This window comes from Mesorhizobium sp. WSM4871, assembly GCF_055811295.1.
This window is the reverse complement of the sequence record NZ_JBVVPU010000005.1, coordinates 107,520-124,173: the sequence shown is the minus strand read 5'-3', so window position 1 is coordinate 124,173 and position 16,654 is coordinate 107,520. Positions and strand designations below refer to the sequence as shown.

General features: G+C 61.7%; 13 protein-coding genes. 7 read left to right on the top strand and 6 right to left on the bottom strand.

Annotated elements, in window-relative coordinates:
* Nucleotides 1-75: 75 nt before the first annotated feature.
* Both AC0L2H_RS12380 and asnB read left to right on the top strand, forming a co-directional pair.
* On the top strand, nt 76-1,317 hold the full coding sequence (locus AC0L2H_RS12380; RefSeq protein WP_473590484.1) for a glycoside hydrolase family 5 protein: 1,242 nt from the start codon (nt 76-78) through the stop codon (nt 1,315-1,317).
* A 129-nt stretch (nt 1,318-1,446) separates the two neighbouring features.
* Nucleotides 1,447-3,336: an asparagine synthase (glutamine-hydrolyzing) gene (gene asnB, locus AC0L2H_RS12375; RefSeq protein ID WP_473590483.1), complete on the top strand. Its 1,890-nt coding sequence runs from the start codon at nt 1,447-1,449 to the stop codon at nt 3,334-3,336.
* A 16-nt stretch (nt 3,337-3,352) separates the two neighbouring features.
* Here asnB and AC0L2H_RS12370 read toward each other — a convergent pair whose 3' ends face one another.
* Nucleotides 3,353-4,474, bottom strand: a complete 1,122-nt coding sequence (locus tag AC0L2H_RS12370) for a glycosyltransferase family 4 protein (protein WP_473590482.1) — start codon at nt 4,472-4,474, stop codon at nt 3,353-3,355.
* Between the two features lie 172 nt (nt 4,475-4,646).
* Between AC0L2H_RS12370 and AC0L2H_RS12365 the strand changes: the two genes are divergently transcribed.
* Entirely contained in the window at nt 4,647-6,086 is a 1,440-nt protein-coding gene (locus AC0L2H_RS12365) for a lipopolysaccharide biosynthesis protein (RefSeq protein ID WP_473590481.1), read from the top strand.
* A gap of 58 nt (nt 6,087-6,144) precedes the next feature.
* Here AC0L2H_RS12365 and AC0L2H_RS12360 read toward each other — a convergent pair whose 3' ends face one another.
* The 4 genes from AC0L2H_RS12360 to AC0L2H_RS12345 all read right to left on the bottom strand — a co-directional run bounded on the left by AC0L2H_RS12360 (nt 6,145) and on the right by AC0L2H_RS12345 (nt 9,906).
* Nucleotides 6,145-6,948, bottom strand: coding sequence for a WecB/TagA/CpsF family glycosyltransferase (locus AC0L2H_RS12360; RefSeq protein WP_473590480.1), 804 nt, complete (start codon nt 6,946-6,948; stop codon nt 6,145-6,147).
* The gene (gene wecC, locus AC0L2H_RS12355) at nt 6,945-8,282 is read right to left on the bottom strand and encodes a UDP-N-acetyl-D-mannosamine dehydrogenase (RefSeq protein ID WP_473590479.1); all 1,338 of its coding nucleotides are present in this window, start codon (nt 8,280-8,282) and stop codon (nt 6,945-6,947) included. The genes AC0L2H_RS12360 and wecC overlap by 4 nt, the downstream gene beginning before the upstream one ends.
* Nucleotides 8,275-9,429 carry a non-hydrolyzing UDP-N-acetylglucosamine 2-epimerase gene (wecB, locus tag AC0L2H_RS12350; protein ID WP_473590478.1) on the bottom strand — a complete coding sequence of 385 codons (1,155 nt, stop codon included), beginning with the start codon at nt 9,427-9,429 and terminating at the stop codon, nt 8,275-8,277. Before wecB ends, wecC begins: the two co-directional genes overlap by 8 nt.
* Before the next feature lie 351 nt (nt 9,430-9,780).
* On the bottom strand, nt 9,781-9,906 hold the full coding sequence (locus AC0L2H_RS12345) for a hypothetical protein (protein WP_473590477.1): 126 nt from the start codon (nt 9,904-9,906) through the stop codon (nt 9,781-9,783).
* A 99-nt stretch (nt 9,907-10,005) separates the two neighbouring features.
* Here AC0L2H_RS12345 and AC0L2H_RS12340 point away from each other — a divergent pair, with 99 nt between their 5' ends.
* Complete coding sequence (locus tag AC0L2H_RS12340; RefSeq protein WP_473590476.1) at nt 10,006-11,046, top strand: glucosamine inositolphosphorylceramide transferase family protein; 1,041 nt, start codon at nt 10,006-10,008, stop codon at nt 11,044-11,046.
* A gap of 13 nt (nt 11,047-11,059) precedes the next feature.
* Here AC0L2H_RS12340 and AC0L2H_RS12335 read toward each other — a convergent pair whose 3' ends face one another.
* A complete protein-coding gene (locus AC0L2H_RS12335) occupies nt 11,060-12,364 on the bottom strand; it encodes a VpsF family polysaccharide biosynthesis protein (RefSeq protein ID WP_473590475.1) in 1,305 nt (434 codons plus the stop codon).
* 157 nt (nt 12,365-12,521) lie between these two features.
* Between AC0L2H_RS12335 and AC0L2H_RS12330 the strand changes: the two genes are divergently transcribed.
* From AC0L2H_RS12330 to AC0L2H_RS12320, 3 genes are all read left to right on the top strand, one after another.
* The gene (locus AC0L2H_RS12330) at nt 12,522-14,123 is read left to right on the top strand and encodes a GumC family protein (protein ID WP_473590474.1); all 1,602 of its coding nucleotides are present in this window, start codon (nt 12,522-12,524) and stop codon (nt 14,121-14,123) included.
* A 9-nt stretch (nt 14,124-14,132) separates the two neighbouring features.
* Complete coding sequence (locus AC0L2H_RS12325; RefSeq protein WP_473590473.1) at nt 14,133-15,233, top strand: glycosyltransferase; 1,101 nt, start codon at nt 14,133-14,135, stop codon at nt 15,231-15,233.
* Nucleotides 15,234-15,518: 285 nt separating this feature from the next.
* Nucleotides 15,519-16,634, top strand: a complete 1,116-nt coding sequence (locus AC0L2H_RS12320; protein ID WP_473590472.1) for a hypothetical protein — start codon at nt 15,519-15,521, stop codon at nt 16,632-16,634.
* Nucleotides 16,635-16,654: the final 20 nt, after the last annotated feature.

Sequence of the window (16,654 nt, the reverse complement as noted above, 5' to 3'; positions counted from 1 at the left end):
CGAAAAGCCGCGCCGCGGCAATCCTCTTTTCCGCATCTGCGGTTAATATCTCGACCCATGATGCGGGGAGTGGCGATGAAAAGAGTGGTGTGCGTTCTGGCCTGGCTGCTCGCCATGGCAGTAGCGGCCGGGGCGGCGCCGATTCGCCTCGAGCGCGGCGTTGGCGTGCATGAATGGCTCAACTGGTCGCCGGTAGGTAAAGATGGATCCTACAGCTGGCCGCCCTACCGCAGTGAGCAGGAATGGCTGGCGGGACACAGGCCGTTGACCGATTGGCCGGGCGGCGACGAATTTGCGCGCATTCGGTCGATGGGCTTCGACTTCATCCGGCTGAGCGTCGACCCCGGTCCTCTGCTTGCCAGCGAGGGCGCCAGGCGACAGCAGGCGCTCGAGATACTTGCCGCCGCGGTCGAGCGGGTGACGTCGGCCGGCCTCAAGGTGGTTTTCGACCTGCATGGCGTCACTCAGGTTCCGGCCTATAGCATGGAGATGATCTATGGCGGCGCCGACAGCGAGGGTGTCGCCCACTATCGTGACATGGTCGTGGCGGTTGCTACCATGCTGGTCAAGATCGGCGCGGACAAGGTCGCCCTCGAACCGTATAACGAACCGGCATATTACCCCTGTGATTCCAGCGGAAGCGATGACTGGCAGCGGATCATGGCCGGCACGGTCCACGACATTCGCATGGTCAGCAGCGAACTCACCATCGTTGCGACCGGAGCCTGTGGCGGCAGCATTGCCGGATTGGTCAACCTCACTCCCAGCTTTGACGATCCCAACCTCTACTACAGCTTCCATATGTACGAGCCGCACAGTTTCACGCACCAGCGGCCTGACGAGGCAAACGCCTTTGCCTCGGGCCTTCCGTGGCCGGCCAACCGCAGTACGCCCGAAGTGGTGAGCGAATTGCTCAAGATCCGCATGGAGGCGGCCGGCTTGAGTACCGTCGAGCAGCTGATGAACATGGCCACGGCCCAACAAGCCATCGGCCGATATTTCGCGCAGGACTGGGGCCAGGGCCAGCTCGAGGCGAGCTTCCGCCAGGCGCTCGATTGGGCCCGGGGACATGGCATTCCGGGCCGGCGGCTCTTCATGGGTGAATTCGGCGTCATCCTGATGTCCGCGGACGGTCGCATGGGCGCCCCCGATGCCGACCGTCTGCGCTATCTCTCGGCGGTGCGCCGGGAGGCCGAACGCTTCGCGATCCCGTGGTCCGTCTGGGAATTCTCCAATCCCTATGGAATGACCCTCATCCTGCCCGATGGGCCGGCGGTGCCGGACCCGGAGATGCTGCAGGCGCTGGGCCTGCCGTAACCTCGCTTCGCGGTTCAACTTTGGCTTCAATCCCCTGGCGGTTCCTAACGATCCGGCCTGTCCGCCACCAAGTGTTTAATACATTCGGTGTTAATGGCGTCGTGAATACGCGTATCCGGGGGAGAGACGATGTGTGGAATTGCCGGTTGGATCGGGCGGAGAGTGAAGAATCCGCAAGACCGCGCTGCCAGAATGTCAAACGCGTTGCGGCATCGCGGTCCCGATGCTGAAGGCATCGAGCTCCTGGACTTGGACAACGGCGAAGATCAATTGGCATTGGTGCATCGCCGCCTGGCGATTATTGACCTGAACGCCGATTCAAATCAGCCCATGCAGATCGAGGACGGCCGCCTCAGAATCATCTTCAACGGTGAAATCTACAACTACATCGAGCTGCGCCAGGAGCTGATCGGCCTCGGCCATCGTTTTCGAACGCGCTCCGACACCGAGGTGCTGCTCAGGGCCTATGATCAGTGGCGCCTGTCCATGTTTGATCGATTGAGCGGCATGTTTGCTTTTGCGATCTGGGATGCTCAAAGGCAGGAATTGATCCTCGGCCGGGATCCCTTCGGCAAAAAGCCGCTTTACCTCATGCAAAGCGAGAAATTGCTGTCGTTTGCCTCTGAGATCAATGCGTTATTGTCGTCGCAGCCGGATGCACAGCAACTCGATCTGGGCGCTGTGCACGACTATCTGAAGTGGCGTTACGTGCCCGGACCGCGCACGCTTTTCAAACAAATCCGCAAACTCAACCCCGGAAGCTATGCTGTATGGTCGCGAGGCACAGTGACGGAAACGCGCTACTATACGCCTCCAGATCAAACGGATCTGACCGAGGATATCGACGAAAAAACCGCCAGACGAAAATTTCTGGAACTGCTCGATCATTCCGTCGAGATCAGAATGCGCAGCGATGCACCCTTTGGTGCCTTTCTCTCCGGAGGGCTCGACTCTTCGGCAATCGTCGCCCTGATGACCAGGCACAGCGACAAGCCCATTCGTACATTCTCGGTCGGGTTCAGCGAACCGGCTTATAGTGAGCTCCCATTCGCCCGACGCGTCGCCGATCACTTCAAGACTGATCATTGCGAGTTGGTCATTCAAGCGGACGACCTGATTGACCACCTGCCCCAGTTGAGTCGCCATCTGGGGGCGCCTGTTTCACAAAGTTCGGACATTCCAATTTACCTGATGTCGGAGCGGGCCTCGCAGGACGTCAAGATGGTGCTCACTGGGGAAGGAGCAGACGAGATTCTGGGCGGCTATCCCAAACATCGCGCGGAGTCGCTGGCTGGACTCTATCGGTCACTTGTTCCGGCGCTGCTGCACGACAATCTCCTCGCCCCCTTGATACGCGCCATGCCTGGCGCGTCGGCCAAATTCGATACATTTGCGCGAAGCGCGGGCGAAAGGGATTTTGCCGCCCGGATGATCTCCTGGTTTGGAGCTTTGACAGCACGCGAGCACCATCGCCTTGTCGGCGCGTCCGCCAATTGCCGCAAGGAACGCAACGACTTCCCGTTCTCCTCGAGCGCGCAGGCGTCCCATCTTCGCCGCGTGCTGTTTTTCGATCAGACGTCGTGGTTGCCCGACAATCTGCTGGAACGAGGCGACCGGATGATGATGGCCGGTTCAATCGAAGGAAGAATGCCGTTCCTCGACCGCGATCTGGTTGCCTTTGTCAGCTCGTTGCCCGATCGCTACAGACTGGGCCGGCGGCACAGCAAGCAGATCTTGCGCGACAGCATGGCCGACATGCTTCCCGAGGGAATTCTCCATCGCCGCAAAATCGGCTTCAAGGTCCCTGTCGCCGAATGGTTTCGCGGGTCGATGAGGAACTACGTGCACGACCATCTCTGCTCCTCTCATTCCGTTATCCGCAGCTATTTGAGCGCCAAGGAGCTGGACCGGATTGTCTCGGAGCACGTCAAGGGCGCCGCGGACCACGAAAAGCTGATATGGGCGCTGTTGAACTTGGAGATATTCCACCGCGAATTCACGCTTGGAGCGCCGCAGTGACGCCATACGGTCAGCGTCAGCGCTTGACCGATTGGATGGCCTTCGACGCGGCCGACCTCCAGACATCGCAGATCGCGTTGACAAATGGTGCGAGATCGAGCCGCTCCCGATGCACCGCCATGGCGCCGGCGCCCAGGCGCTCGCGCAACGTCTTGTCCTCGACCAGCCGTGTCAGCGCCTCGGTCAACGCCGCGACGTCGCCGGGCGGCACCAGCAGACCGGATTGCTCGTTGGTGACGATATCCTCCACGGCGCCGACAGGCGTCGTCACCACCGCGAGGCCGGCGGCCATCCCTTCGATGACCGAGACCGGCAGGTTTTCGGCAAAGGAGGGCAGCACCAGAATATCGGCCGAAGCGATCAGCGATGCGACCTCATTGGGCCCGACCCAGCCGGGAAAGGCAACGCGCTCGGCAAGGCCCAGTTCGGCCGATCTCGTTCGTGCCGTCTCGACTTCACCATCGCCGGCGATCGTGGCGCGCCAGCCGTTGATGGCCTTCATGCGGTGCAGCGCATCGCACAATTGCGGCACGCCCTTGCGATCGCCGATACGGCCCAGGAACAGGATGTGAACGCTGTCTCCGCCGCCGACATGCGCCAGGAATGGAACTTCAGTGGCATTGGGCACGATCACGATGTTGTCGGCAGCGCCTGGCGCGCGGCTTGCGATGAAGTCGCGCCAGATACGGCCCAGAACCACGACGCGGCTGGCGTGCTCGAACATCTGCCGGATGCGGTGGCTGATAAAGCTGCGGTCTTCATGCCAGAACGTCTGGTACTCCGCTCCATGCAGATGCAGCACATAGGGAATGCCGAGCAGCCGCGCGCATTTGGCAATCACCAGTTTGCGGTAGGTGCTGCCATATCCCGACAGGTTGATGTGGACGACATCGGCATGTCCGGCGATGCGTGCGGCCAGCATCCGCAAGCAAAAGCCGGTCATATAGAAGACCGACAAAGCGACCGGGCCCGAACCGCGGCTGGGAAGGAAACGGGCGTCGATATCGGGGCTCGCCTGCCGTTTGAGCCCGTGATTGAGCGTGGCCATGATGCGGTCGATGCCGCCCTGCCCCGAAACGCCCGAGGGCGTCGCGACCAGGACATGTACTTTTCGATTGTGAATGAGACGCTGGAGCATGACGGTGTTTCGGATAGCACAAGCCGCGTAACTGGAAAGCTAAGGTTCCCTATAAGGTTTACGACAAATCTCCTGTCTCAAACTGAATCTGTTCACCCTTCGCCGTCATCGCGCTGGCTTTTCCGCCGGTCGACAGTTAATCGAAGCTGAATTACCCAGGGACAAACCCCCTTTGCTGCTCCGCTCCACGCTCATCTATGCTCCGGCGATCCTGCTGACGCGTATCTCCGCGCTGCTCTTGCTGGTCATCGTGACGCGTCTGATCGACCAGACCGAATACGGCCTGCTGACCCTGGTGGTGACCGTCGGCGAAATGACCGACATTGCCGTCACCAACTGGCTGCGCATCGCCTTGCTCAGGCTTGGCGGCAAGGGCGATGTCAGCCGCGGCAGCCTGATGCTGGCCGGACGGGTGCTGCTTGCCTCCACGGCGCTGGCGCTGATTGTATCCGTGGTCGCCTCGGCATTGATCGTGCCGGAGCGCTGGGTCGAGTTCTCCATCGCCGTCGGCAGCTATCTGATCGCCGGCGCCGTCGGCCGCTTCGCATTGACGGTGCTGCAGATGCAGCAGCGTCATTCGGTCTATTCGATGCTGGAATTCCTGCGCGCCGTTCTGCAACTCGCGCTGCCGATCGGCGCTATCATGTTGTTCCAGGATTCCTTTCTGACGGTTTCGCTTGGCACGAGCCTCGGCGTTCTGATCGCCGGTATCGTGGCGGGCATCATGACGTCCCGGCGCGTCGTTGCCGGTCCGCCACGCTTCACCCAGAAGGAGTTCTTCGCCCTCGGCGTGCCCCTGGTCATCATGGCGCTGGTGGGCTTCGGCCTCAACAGCGCGGAGCGCTTGTTCCTCAAGGTCTATTACGACGCCGGCGCCGTGGCCATCTTCGCCGCGGCCTATGCGTTGGCCCGCCAGCCGATCGATATGGTCGCCAATGCCATCAACATGGGGGCCTTCCCCGAGGTGGTCAGCCGGTTCGACGAGGAAGGGCCCGCGGCTTCGGGCCGGCTGCTGTCGCAGTTGATGGCTTTGATGGTCCGCCTTTGCCTGCCGATTGCAGCAATGCTGATCGCGCTCAGCAACGACATCACGCAGCTCATGCTGCCCGCCCAGTATCACGGCCGCTTCGGCCTGCTCTTTCCGATCATTGCCTTCAGCGTGCTGTGCGCCAACCTCGCGAGCTTCGTCTACGGCGTCGTGGTGCACGCGCACAAACGGCCGTGGCTGCTGATCGTCGCCAACGCTTTCGGCTCGGTAGCGACCATCGGGCTGTCATTGCTGTTGATCCCGCGGATGGCGGAGGTCGGCGCCGCTTTGGCGCTGGCGGGCGGATCGCTGGTGGGCCTCATAGCCTGCATCATCATCAGTGAGCGGCTCACGCCAGTGCCGGTGCCGTGGCGCGACATCGGCGTCTCAGTCGTCATCTCGTTTGCCACCGGGTTGGCCGCGAGCATTGCCAGCGCTTTGCTCACTGATGCGCCGACCATCTTCCCGCTTGTCGCGGGCGGCACCGCCGGCGCGGTGGTTTTCTTTGGGCTGACCTGGTTGTTCCACCCTGCGGCCACGATGCAATTCGTCGGCAAGCTCCGGGCGCGGCTACGGACCGCATAGGACTCGCCAGCGCCAGGGCGTTTCGATTTCGAGGCCAATCCGCAACCCGAAGCGGAATTTACAGATTGACGTTTCGGTGCCGCAGGCGGTTCCAAAATTCCTGGAACAGCAGCCCCGCATAGGCAGTGTTGGTATCGTAGTAGCGGCGCCACAAGCGTCGCGGCTCCTGCGCAACGCGAAACAGCCACTCCAGACCGGCCGCCTGGATCAGTTTCGGCGCCCGCGCGACCTTGCCGCCATAGACATCGAAACTGCCGCCCACGCCCATGACGAAGCTCGGAGCGAGTTCGTCGCGATAGCGCTTGAGAAAGCGCTCCTTGCGCGGCGTCGGCATCGCCACCAACAGGCAGTCGGCGCCCGAGGCATTGATCGCCTCGACGATCGCGGCCTCGTCTTCCGGCTTGAAATAGCCATTGCGCATGCCGGCGACAACGAGGCTCGGATGGTCCTTGGCAAGTCGCCTCGCAACCGCGTCGAGAACGTGCTGTTCGGCGCCCAGGAGGTAAGGCCTATAGCCACGCTGCGCACAGAGGCCGAGCAGATTGATCATGATGTCGACACCGGCGACCCGCTCCGGAAACTCGACACCGCAAAGACGCGCGCCCCAAAGCACGCCGATACCGTCCACGTTGATCACATCGGCCGTCGCAACATCCTCTTGCAATTCGGCATTCTTGCGCATGTTCACGAGCTTGGCGACATTCACCACCACATGATGCAGCGGCCGCCGCAGGGTCATCGCCTCATCGGCGATTGCCAGCGTCTCGGCCATGGTTAGCGCATGGAGCGGCGCGCCAAGGAACTCCCGGCGCCGTGACGCCAACAGGGAATGCTGCGCCCATGCGGAGTCGTGCGCGTTCATGCTGCCTCGTCCCTGCTTGCCGGGAGTGCCTGGCGTTCGACCTGTGCTTTCTTCCCCTCGATGCGGGCGTCGGGCTTGCGTGCCTTGCGCCAGGTCCACAGACCCCTTGTGTCGACGAGCTTCTTGTCCTTGAGCGCTTCGGGGTCGACAAAATTGAACTGCCGATGATCGACCAGAAGGACGACGATGTCGCATTTGTCGATGGCGGACAGTGCGTCGGTAAAGACGATACCCCTGCCCTCCAGCTCATGCGGCAGCCCATGGGCGTTGGGTTCAGCCGCCACGATCTTCAAATTGGGGATATCGGACAGAAGCTTCACCACTTCGACAGCCGGGCTCTCGCGCATATCGTCGATGTTGGGTTTGAAGCTCAGCCCCAGACAAGCGATCGTCTGCTTGCGGGAAGGGTCGAGCAAAGCCTGGATGTCCCTGACCACCGACATGGGACGTTCGGAATTGATCCGGCGTGCCGAGGCTATCAGCCGCGTACTGTTGGGCGCGGCGTCGATGATAAAATAGGGATCGACCGCAATACAGTGACCGCCGACGCCCGGGCTCGGCTGGAGGATGTTGACGCGCGGATGCCGGTTGGCGAGATCGATCACTTCCCAGACGTTGAGCGACAGATCCTGACATACTGCCGCAAGCTCATTGGCAAAGGCGATATTGACGTCGCGAAATGCGTTCTCGGTCAGCTTCACCAGTTCAGCGCTTTCGGCCTGGGTCATGAACAGGTCGCCAGCAACGAAGGTTGAATAAAGGGCCGCGGTCCGTTCCGACGATTTGCGGGACAGTCCACCGATCGAGCGATCGTTGTTGATCAGCTCGGTCAGCACCTTTCCCGGCAACACGCGCTCGGGCGAATAGGCGACCAGGACATCGGCCTCCTCGCCATGCGCGAGAGGAAACTTGAGATCGGGCCGCAACTCGGCAAGCAGCCCGGTCATGATGCGCGTCGTGCCGACCGGCGATGTCGATTCCAGCACCACAAGGTCTCCCCGCTTCAGCACCGGGGCGATGCTTCTTGCCGCCGCAAGCACGTAGCTCACATCCGGCCTGTGGTCTTCGGTCATCGGCGTCGGCACGGCGATGATGTAGGCATCCGCCGGCTGCGGCGTGTTGAATGCCTTGAGCTTGCCGTTGGCGACGACCTTCTGGATCAAGCCGTCGAGGTCCGGCTCGACGATATGGATTTCGCCGCGGTTGACCTTCTCGACCACCGCCTCGTTGACGTCGACGCCGATCACGTCGAGCCCGCGACTGGCGAAAATGGCGCAGGTCGGCAGGCCGATATAGCCCATGCCAATAACGGAAACGGTCTTGATCTCAGCCATGATGCAGCAATTCCTCAACGATCCGGATACTGGCCCGGCCATCGCCATATGGGTTGTGTCGTTCCGCCATGCCGCGATAGGCCGCCTGGTCATCGAGCAGGCGATTGGCGCTGGACAGGATTTTTTCGACATCGGTGCCGACGAGACGGGCGGTACCGGCCACGATCCCCTCGGGCCGCTCGGTGTTTTCGCGCATCACCAGCACCGGCTTGCCGAGCGAAGGCGCTTCTTCCTGCACGCCGCCGCTGTCTGTTAGCACCAGATAACTGTGCTTCTGCAGGTACAGGAACGGCAGATAGTCCTGCGGCTCGACCAGATAAATGTTCGGCACCCCTTCCAGCTCTGCGTTGACCACCGAGCGCACATTTGGATTTGGATGGACGGGGTAGACGATCTGCACGTCTCCGCGTGCCGCCAATCCTTTCAGCGCCGTGCAGATGCGCTGGATGCCGCCGTCGAAATTCTCGCGCCGGTGACCGGTAACCAGGATCATCTTCTTGGCGGGGTCGAGGAAGGGAAACCGGGCGGCGAGCTCGGTGCTCATAAGCCTGTCGGCGTCGATCGCACTGGAAAAATGCAGCAGCGTGTCGATCACCGTGTTGCCGGTCACGAAGATCGTGTTCGCAGGCTTTCCCTCAGCGATGAGGTTGTCGCGCGCCTGATCGGTCGGCGCGAAATGCCAGGTGGCGATGTTGCCGGCGATCTTGCGGTTCAGTTCCTCCGGAAAGGGAGAATTGATGTCGTGGCTGCGCAAGCCCGCCTCGACATGGGCGACCGGAATGCGCTTGTAGAAGGCAGCCAGGGCGGCGGTCATCGCCGTCGTCGTGTCGCCCTGTACCAGGACGATATCGGGCTTCGCCTTCTCCAGCACTTCGGCCATGCCCAGGAGCACGCGCGAGGTCACGTCGAACAGCGTCTGGCCTGGCTGCATGATGTTGAGGTCGTAGTGCACCGGCAGGCCTGTCAGCTCGATCACCTGGTCGACCATCTCGCGGTGCTGCGCGGTGATGCATGTTTCGGTGACGAAACCTGGATGGGCAAGCGCTGCACGCACCACCGGAAAGCATTTGAGCGCCTCCGGCCTCGTGCCGAATACGATCAGCAGTTTCTGCCTGGACGGCAGTTTTGGATGTGAGAGGACGTTCATTGCTGATCCTGGGCGGCTGCAAGATCCATAATAGCGGCAGAAAGCGGCGCCGTGGTGCCAAATCTTAATATATGATTAACAACCAAGACCCTCTTATTCTCCCGTGATAAGCCTTTTGAAAGTCTAGGCCGATAGGTAGTCTACGAGGGCAGTCTTGAAAAAGAACATATTCGATTGAGTAAGATTTTAATCATCGGCCACGCCGACGGATCTCGGCGCTGGGAAAATGAACTTCTGAGGCGATTGAAGGCGGCTGGCCACGTGGTTTCGATCGACCACGCGCCCGCGCCCGCGCCCGCCGCGCGCGGGCTGGACAAGGTGCTTGGTATCGAGAGCCGACGTTTCGGTCCCTCACTGGCAAGCCGCTCCGGGCCGTTGCCGTCTGGCGATCCAGGTCCCGCCGACCTCATAGTCGATCTCACCGCCACTGCCGCGGGACGAGGCACGCCGGTTCTGACGCTCGAATTTTGCGGCCACGGCACCCTTCCCGCGGGCGTGGCCGAGATGCTGGCGAGCGACCGATCGCCCGAACTTGCCGCTCGCCTCGATGGCGTCGCCGTCGCCAGGGGACGGCCCATGCTCAGCGATCGGCTCTGGCTGTCTCGCAGTTGCAACGACCTGCTCGCCGGGGCCATCTCGCTGGTTGCTCAAAGTGTGGCCCGCTTTTTTGCGGGCGAACTGGTGCCGATTGCCGACCCACCGGCGCCAACCCTGAAGAGCCGCGGTTTTTTCCGAAGCTATCTGCCCTTTTTTTGCAAGGGGTTGGCCGACCGCGTCGTGCAAAAAGTCAGACTTGGACGCCGCCCTTTCTATTGGCAGGTTGCCTATCGGCTGATCGACGGGCCAGGCGTAGCCGAAGCCGGACAACTCGACGGCACTCCGTTCACTGTGCTTGCCGATGACGGCCAGCGTTTCTACGCCGACCCGTTCGTCCTCGAGCGCGATGGCCGCCACTATCTGTTTGTCGAGGAATTTCCCTATGCCACGGGTCGCGGCGTGATTGCCGTGGCCGAACTTGGTGACGGCGGCACTTTCGACGTGCCGAGGGTGGTGCTGGAAGAAGCGCACCATCTGTCGTATCCGCAGGTATTCGCCCACGCTGGCGAAATTTTCATGATCCCCGAAAGCAGCGCGGCGCGCGAAGTTGTGCTCTACCGTGCCGCGCAATTTCCAGATCGCTGGGTACGCGACACCGTGCTGATCGCGGACAGGAGTTTCAATGATGCCACGCTGCTCGAATCCGATGGGCGCTTCTGGCTGCTGGGGACGGAGTGGTTCGGTCACGGCAGCGCGTCGGATACGATGGCCGTTTATTGCGCGCCCTCGCTGCGCGGGCCGTGGACAGCCCATGCGCTCAATCCCATTGCCGTCGATCACTCGGCCACTCGGCCCGGCGGAGCCTTTATCCGGCAGGGCGACGCTCTGGTGCTGCCAGTGCAAAACGGGTCGAGAGCCTATGGCGGCGGCCTGGGGCTGATGAGGCTGGAGCGGCTTGATGATTTCGATGTCCGTTTTGCGCCGCCCCGCCCGATCGGACCGGGACCGGCATGGGCCCGCGCCGGCATTCACACGCTCAATCGCGCCGGCAATGTCGAAGTTGTGGACAGCGCCGGCTAACTGAGGGCTGGTACTACCGGACCCGATCCAGTTTTGGCTTGGCCGCGACAGCCGCCGAAGCCGGTGCCCTCGGCGGGTTTCTATAAGCAAGCAGCAGCACCACGATGATCGTGATCTCCGGCGTCTTTGACGAGAGCGCATTGTTCGATAGGGCAGCGAGCAGGAATGTTATGGTGCCGATCCATGCCGGCATCGACGCCCCCCGCAGCAGCCGAAAAATGAACCAGAATATCAGCGCGGTAAAAAGCAGCGCTATCGGCAAGCCGAAGAGCATGACGATGACCACCGGCGCGCTTTCGATATAGGGCAGATGCAGCTTCTCGTTGACGATCTTCAGGAGGTCATCGACGTTCATGCCAAACAGGATGTCCTTCCAGCTGACAAGCCCGAACACCTGGTAGATCGTCACCCGCGCCATGAAGTTTTCGTCAAAGATCGTCTTGCTGAAGCGGTTCAGCAGCCCGCCCGAAACAAGCACTGTCACCAGCACCGCGCCGACCGCCAGGGCGAACAGCAGCACGACAGACTTGGCCTGCCGCTGATGGTTGGGCGTCAGGCGCGGCCACGGCACGAACAGCAGCAGTATGAGGCTTTCACAGGCAGCAAGGATCAGGGCGGCGCGAGCGCCCGACGCTGCACAACCGACGAGCAGGACGAGGATCGCCGTCACCCGCACCCATATGCGCCAATGCGTCAGCGGCACGAATCCGATTGCGGTGGCGCAAAGCGCGCCCAGCGCCAGTGGGTGTGCCGACAGGCCGGTTGGCCTGAACTGCAACTCGTTCAAACCGTAGGGCATAAGCCGATGATGGGTAAGCGCCTCGATCGTGCCGATCACAGCGCTTAGCATCGCCATGCCAAGCACGACGTCCCCCAGTGCCCGCCGCACATCTGGATTCAATGCCAGCATCAAAAGACCCGCGGCGCCCGCCACCAGATAGGTATCGATGATGAACCCGGACGAGCCCGCACGGCCGGTGATGAACAGATAAGGCACCAGCGCGAACATCAGCGCCGAGTAGAGCATCAGCGCCTTGAACAGTCCAATTTCGTCGCCCCGCAGCAAGAACGGTCGGCTGAAAAGAACGAAAGCAAGCAACAGGAAGATGGCATAGGTGCCGAAATGAAGTTTCTCGTAGAACGAACCGCCCTGGGCCGTATAGTCGACGACCATGTTCATTATCTGCGGCGACACGGTGAAGCGAAGCAGGAACGCGAATGCCGCGCACAGGAAAAACAGAATCGACAGCGCGTTCTGGCGGCGAGCCTGGCTGGACAGCAATCGTTCCGATCCGGCGGCGGTAGAGGTCATGGCCATCCAAGCGGGTATCCAAAGGCATCCCGGCCAAAGACGTTCATTCAAGATTCAATGAACGGATATGGCGCGTGAGATGGTAAATAAGCCAACTTGGAAAATGAGATGTTAACGATGTTTCTGTAAGCAGGGCACGCGTAACGAATAATAGGGTTGCATCATGCCTGCCGCCTCCGGCCCATCCTCCCCGTCCGCGGCGGATTCCGATATCAGCGCACTCCAACGCATCGCCAACGCGCGGCGCAGGGCAATGGCGCAACAAGGCGCCCCAAATGGCGCCCCAGCGACAGCACACGCCCCAAGCGGGGCCCCAACCACGGCAGGCGCCGCCGCGCCGGTCGTGCCGCCGCACGCATCCGAGCCGGTCGCGACGGTGACGCTGGACAAGATCGGCGACTTCCTCGAACTCGATTTTCGACGCCTGTTTGTCTGGTTGCGGGCCGGTCTCTCCCTGGCTTTCATGCTGGCAGTGGTCGGCGCTGTCGTCGGTGGCGCCTATGCCCTGCTGAGCAAACAGCGTTTTACCGTCGCGACTGAAATCCTCATCAATCCCGCCAATTTGCAGGTTGTGGAAAACGATCTTTACTCGCAATCGGGCCAGATCGACGGCCAACTGCTCGCCGCACGCAGCAAGCAGCGCATCCTGATCTCGGGCAACGTGCTTTCGCGTGTGGTGGACGAACTCAACCTGACCAGCGATCCGGAATTTTTCGACCCGAATGGGAGCACCTCATCTGGCGCAGGCGTGAGTGGCAGCAAGTCAGATCCGAAGCTTATCGCCCTGAAGAACCTGGCTGAGCGGGTCAGCACGACCGCCGATGAAACGTCGTTTGTCACAACCCTTTCGGTATCGGCGGAAACCGCCGGCAAGGCGATCGAGATCTCGCAAGCCATAGTCAAGACTTTCAAGGAAGAGCTGGCCAAGGCCGAGGCTGACGGGGCCAGCCGTGCCGCGGCCGCGCTTGACGCTCAGCTTGGCCAGCTCAAGCGCGACGTGCAGACGGCAGAGGAAAAGGTCGAGGCCTACAGGCGCAGCCATAACCTGTCCACCAGCAATGGCCAGCTTGTCAGTTCGCAAACGATGACCCAGCTCAACAGCGAAATTGTGGACGCGCAATCGCGCGTCATCGCCGCGCAGGCGAGCTACGACGCTCTGGTTGCCTCGGGTGTCAACGGCTCCAACCCCGACCCTGCTGTTTCCGAAGCACTCGCCGCGCTGCGCGAAAAGGCAAACCTCCTGCGGCAGCAGATCGATTCGCAATCCATGACCTTTGGGCCACGCCACCCGACGATCGTCAGGCTCAAGACGGAATTGGCAACCGTCGGTTCTCAACTCAACGCGGAGTTCTCCCGCACCGTCGGCACGGCAAGAGCCAACCTTGATAGAGCCAAAGCCTCCTGGGCTTCTCTCAATGCCAAGATGAATGATCTGCAGGGCAATGTTTTCTCCGACAACGAGTCCGAGGTGGCCCTGCGTGAGCTTGAACGTGACGCCGCGTCGAAGACGACGATCTATGAGAGCTTCCTGTCGCGGGCGCGCCAGATCGCCGGGCGCGAGCAGATCGACACCACCAATGTTCAGGTGATTTCCAGCGCGGTGCCGCCAAAGGCGCGCTCCTGGCCGCCAAGCACCGTCCTGGTGATAGGCGCGGGAGCTTTCGCTGGCTTTGCGCTCGGCATGCTGCTTGCCTTGGCGATGGGCATCATGCGCGACATTTGGCAGCCACCGAACCGATCGGGCGTTGGCGCCAGCCGAGCCTGAATCCCAGGCATGGCGAAGCGCGTCATTTTTCATGTTGCCAGTCTCAGAGGCGGCGGCGCCGAGCGCGTCTTCGTCCTGATGGCAAATGAGTTGGCGTCGCGTGGGCACGATGTCACGCTTTTCACTTGGAACGCGGAAGGGCCTAACGCCGCGCTGCGCTCCCCTGCCGTGCATCTGGTCAATTTCGGCCTCCCCATCCGGGGTGAGGGTTACGGCAAGCTGGCAACGCTGAAAGGCCTCTTGCGAAGCGCGCGTTTGTTCAGATCGTTCGATCCCCATGCGGTCTATAGCGCCCCCGAATTCGCCAATCTGGTCGTGGCGCTGGCGCTTTTCTTGGCGCGAAGCCGGGCGAAGTTCTTTCCAAGCTTCCACGCGGCCGCCTCGCTGCCCTCAAGCAGCCTTGGCGCAAGAATGGCGATCTGGCTTTCCGCGCTGGTTGCGGCGCGCGCAACCAAAGCCATCACTGTCTCGGCGGGTGTGGGCCGCGATATCATGGCCCGCGGCTTCCCCACATCCAAGGTCGTCGTCATCCACAATCCCCTGCCGCCGGCAGCAGTGCCACAGACATACCCCTGGCAGGCGGAATTGGCGGCGATGGGTGACGGCCCGGTCATCGCCACCGCCGGACGCCTGGTGCCGGTCAAGGATCATCTGACCCTGCTCAGGGCCTTCGCGCTCCTGCGTGCCCACCGCCGCGCCCGGCTTGTCATCTTCGGCGAAGGGCCGCTGGCCGCCGAGTTGCGCGCTTATGCCGAAGAATGCGGTATCCGCGCCAACGTGCTCTTTACTGGCTATGTCAACGATCCCGCGGCCTGCTATGCAGCGGCCGACCTGTTCGTCCTTTCATCCACGAGCGAGGGTTTTGGCAATGTGCTGGTCGAAGCGATGGCCGCCGGTGTCCCTGTCGTCTCGACGGATGCGCCTCATGGCCCGCGGGAGATTCTTGCCGACGGCCGTTTCGGCGCCCTGGTGCCGGTTGGCGATGCCGCTGCCTTGGCCAAGGCGATGGCCGAGATGCTGGACCATCCGACCCCCGTCGCCGTACTGAAGAGCAGAGCGGCCGATTTCGAGGTTGAAAGGATCGGAGATCAATACGAAGCGTTGCTCTAAGCGCGTCGTGTTTGTGATCCGAGCCGACAAAATTCAATTCGCTACAAGAACTTTAATCTCGGTTTACCCGAAATTGATAACAGCTAGAACTGCTGGTTTTCATCCGCCTAGCAAAGGGCCTGCCTTGCTGCAGCATCAAAATTCACCGGTCAGCCGCAGCAGCGATTGCAACCAGTTGATATTGCACCACTTTTCCTGCGAACGCCTGACGTCCGCCGCGATAGCCAATGAGAAACCCTGGGTTGCGATGACCCGTGGGCTGGACCTCGGCGCCGGGAGCTCGGCTTGAGCACCATCCGCGCTCTGGAAGCTGGCGACCTTCGGGCCGTCGCCGGCATGTTTCAACGCGTGCTGCGCAAGGACCGGACCGAAGCATCGGCCTCCCTTGTCGAGTACATGAGACGATTCTATCTGGACGCGCCCGGTGGCGACAGTGACCTCCGATCGCTTGTCCATGTCAACGACGCCGGTCGCGTTTCCGGATTTGTCGGCGTTCATACGCTACCGATGACATTCAATGGCCGGCAATTGCGCGCCGCGGCCTGCAGCTCGTTGATGGTCGAGGATCATGAGCACGACCCCATGGCTGGTGCCCGCCTGCTGAAGGCTTTCCTGGATGGTCCGCAGGACATCTCCTTCAGCGAGACGGCCAATGATATTTCCGCGAGATTGTGGACCCGGCTGCGCGGCGTGGTTCTGCCGCAATACAGCCTCGACTGGGTGCGCGTCATGCGTCCGTCAACCTTCATGGTCAGCCTTCTCGCCAATCGTATCGGGTTTGCCCGGATGCTCAATCCGTTCGCCCGTGCCGTGGACCGGTTCTACTGCAGGGGAATGCAGCACAACGAGCGGCGCTGGTCCGGCGTGGCGGCGGACGGCGCAGGCCATGGCGCATTTCGAACGGCAGACATCGACAGCGGCGCATTTGCCAAACTCATCGAGCCGTTTACCGCTCACTTTGTGCTGCGCCCGGATTGGACGGAAGGCCAACTCGATCGTATCTTGACCGACGCAGCGCAAAAGCCGGATCTGGGCGAGCTTGTCTATGTTTCCGTGGCATCGCCGACCGGCGCCGATGTCGGCGCTTTCGCCTATTACGCACGACCGGACAGGATAGGTCGCGTGCTGCAGATCCTCGCCCTTCCCGGCCAGGTGGGCTCGGTGATCGATTGCCTGATCGATCATGCCGCGGCGCGCCGTGTCTGCGGCCTGCGCGGCCGCATCCAACCCGCGCTTCTGGAAGCAATGCTCGGGCGGCGCATAGCTTTCGTGCCCGTTGCCTCGACCGTCGTGCATTCGCGCGATCCCGCGCTGATGGATGCCATGAAGAACGCGCAGGTCTTCCTGAATGGGCTTGCAGGCGAGCAGTGGAGCCAGCTGATCGGCGGCCGCTTCACCTGAAACGCTGTTCAAGGCCCGGT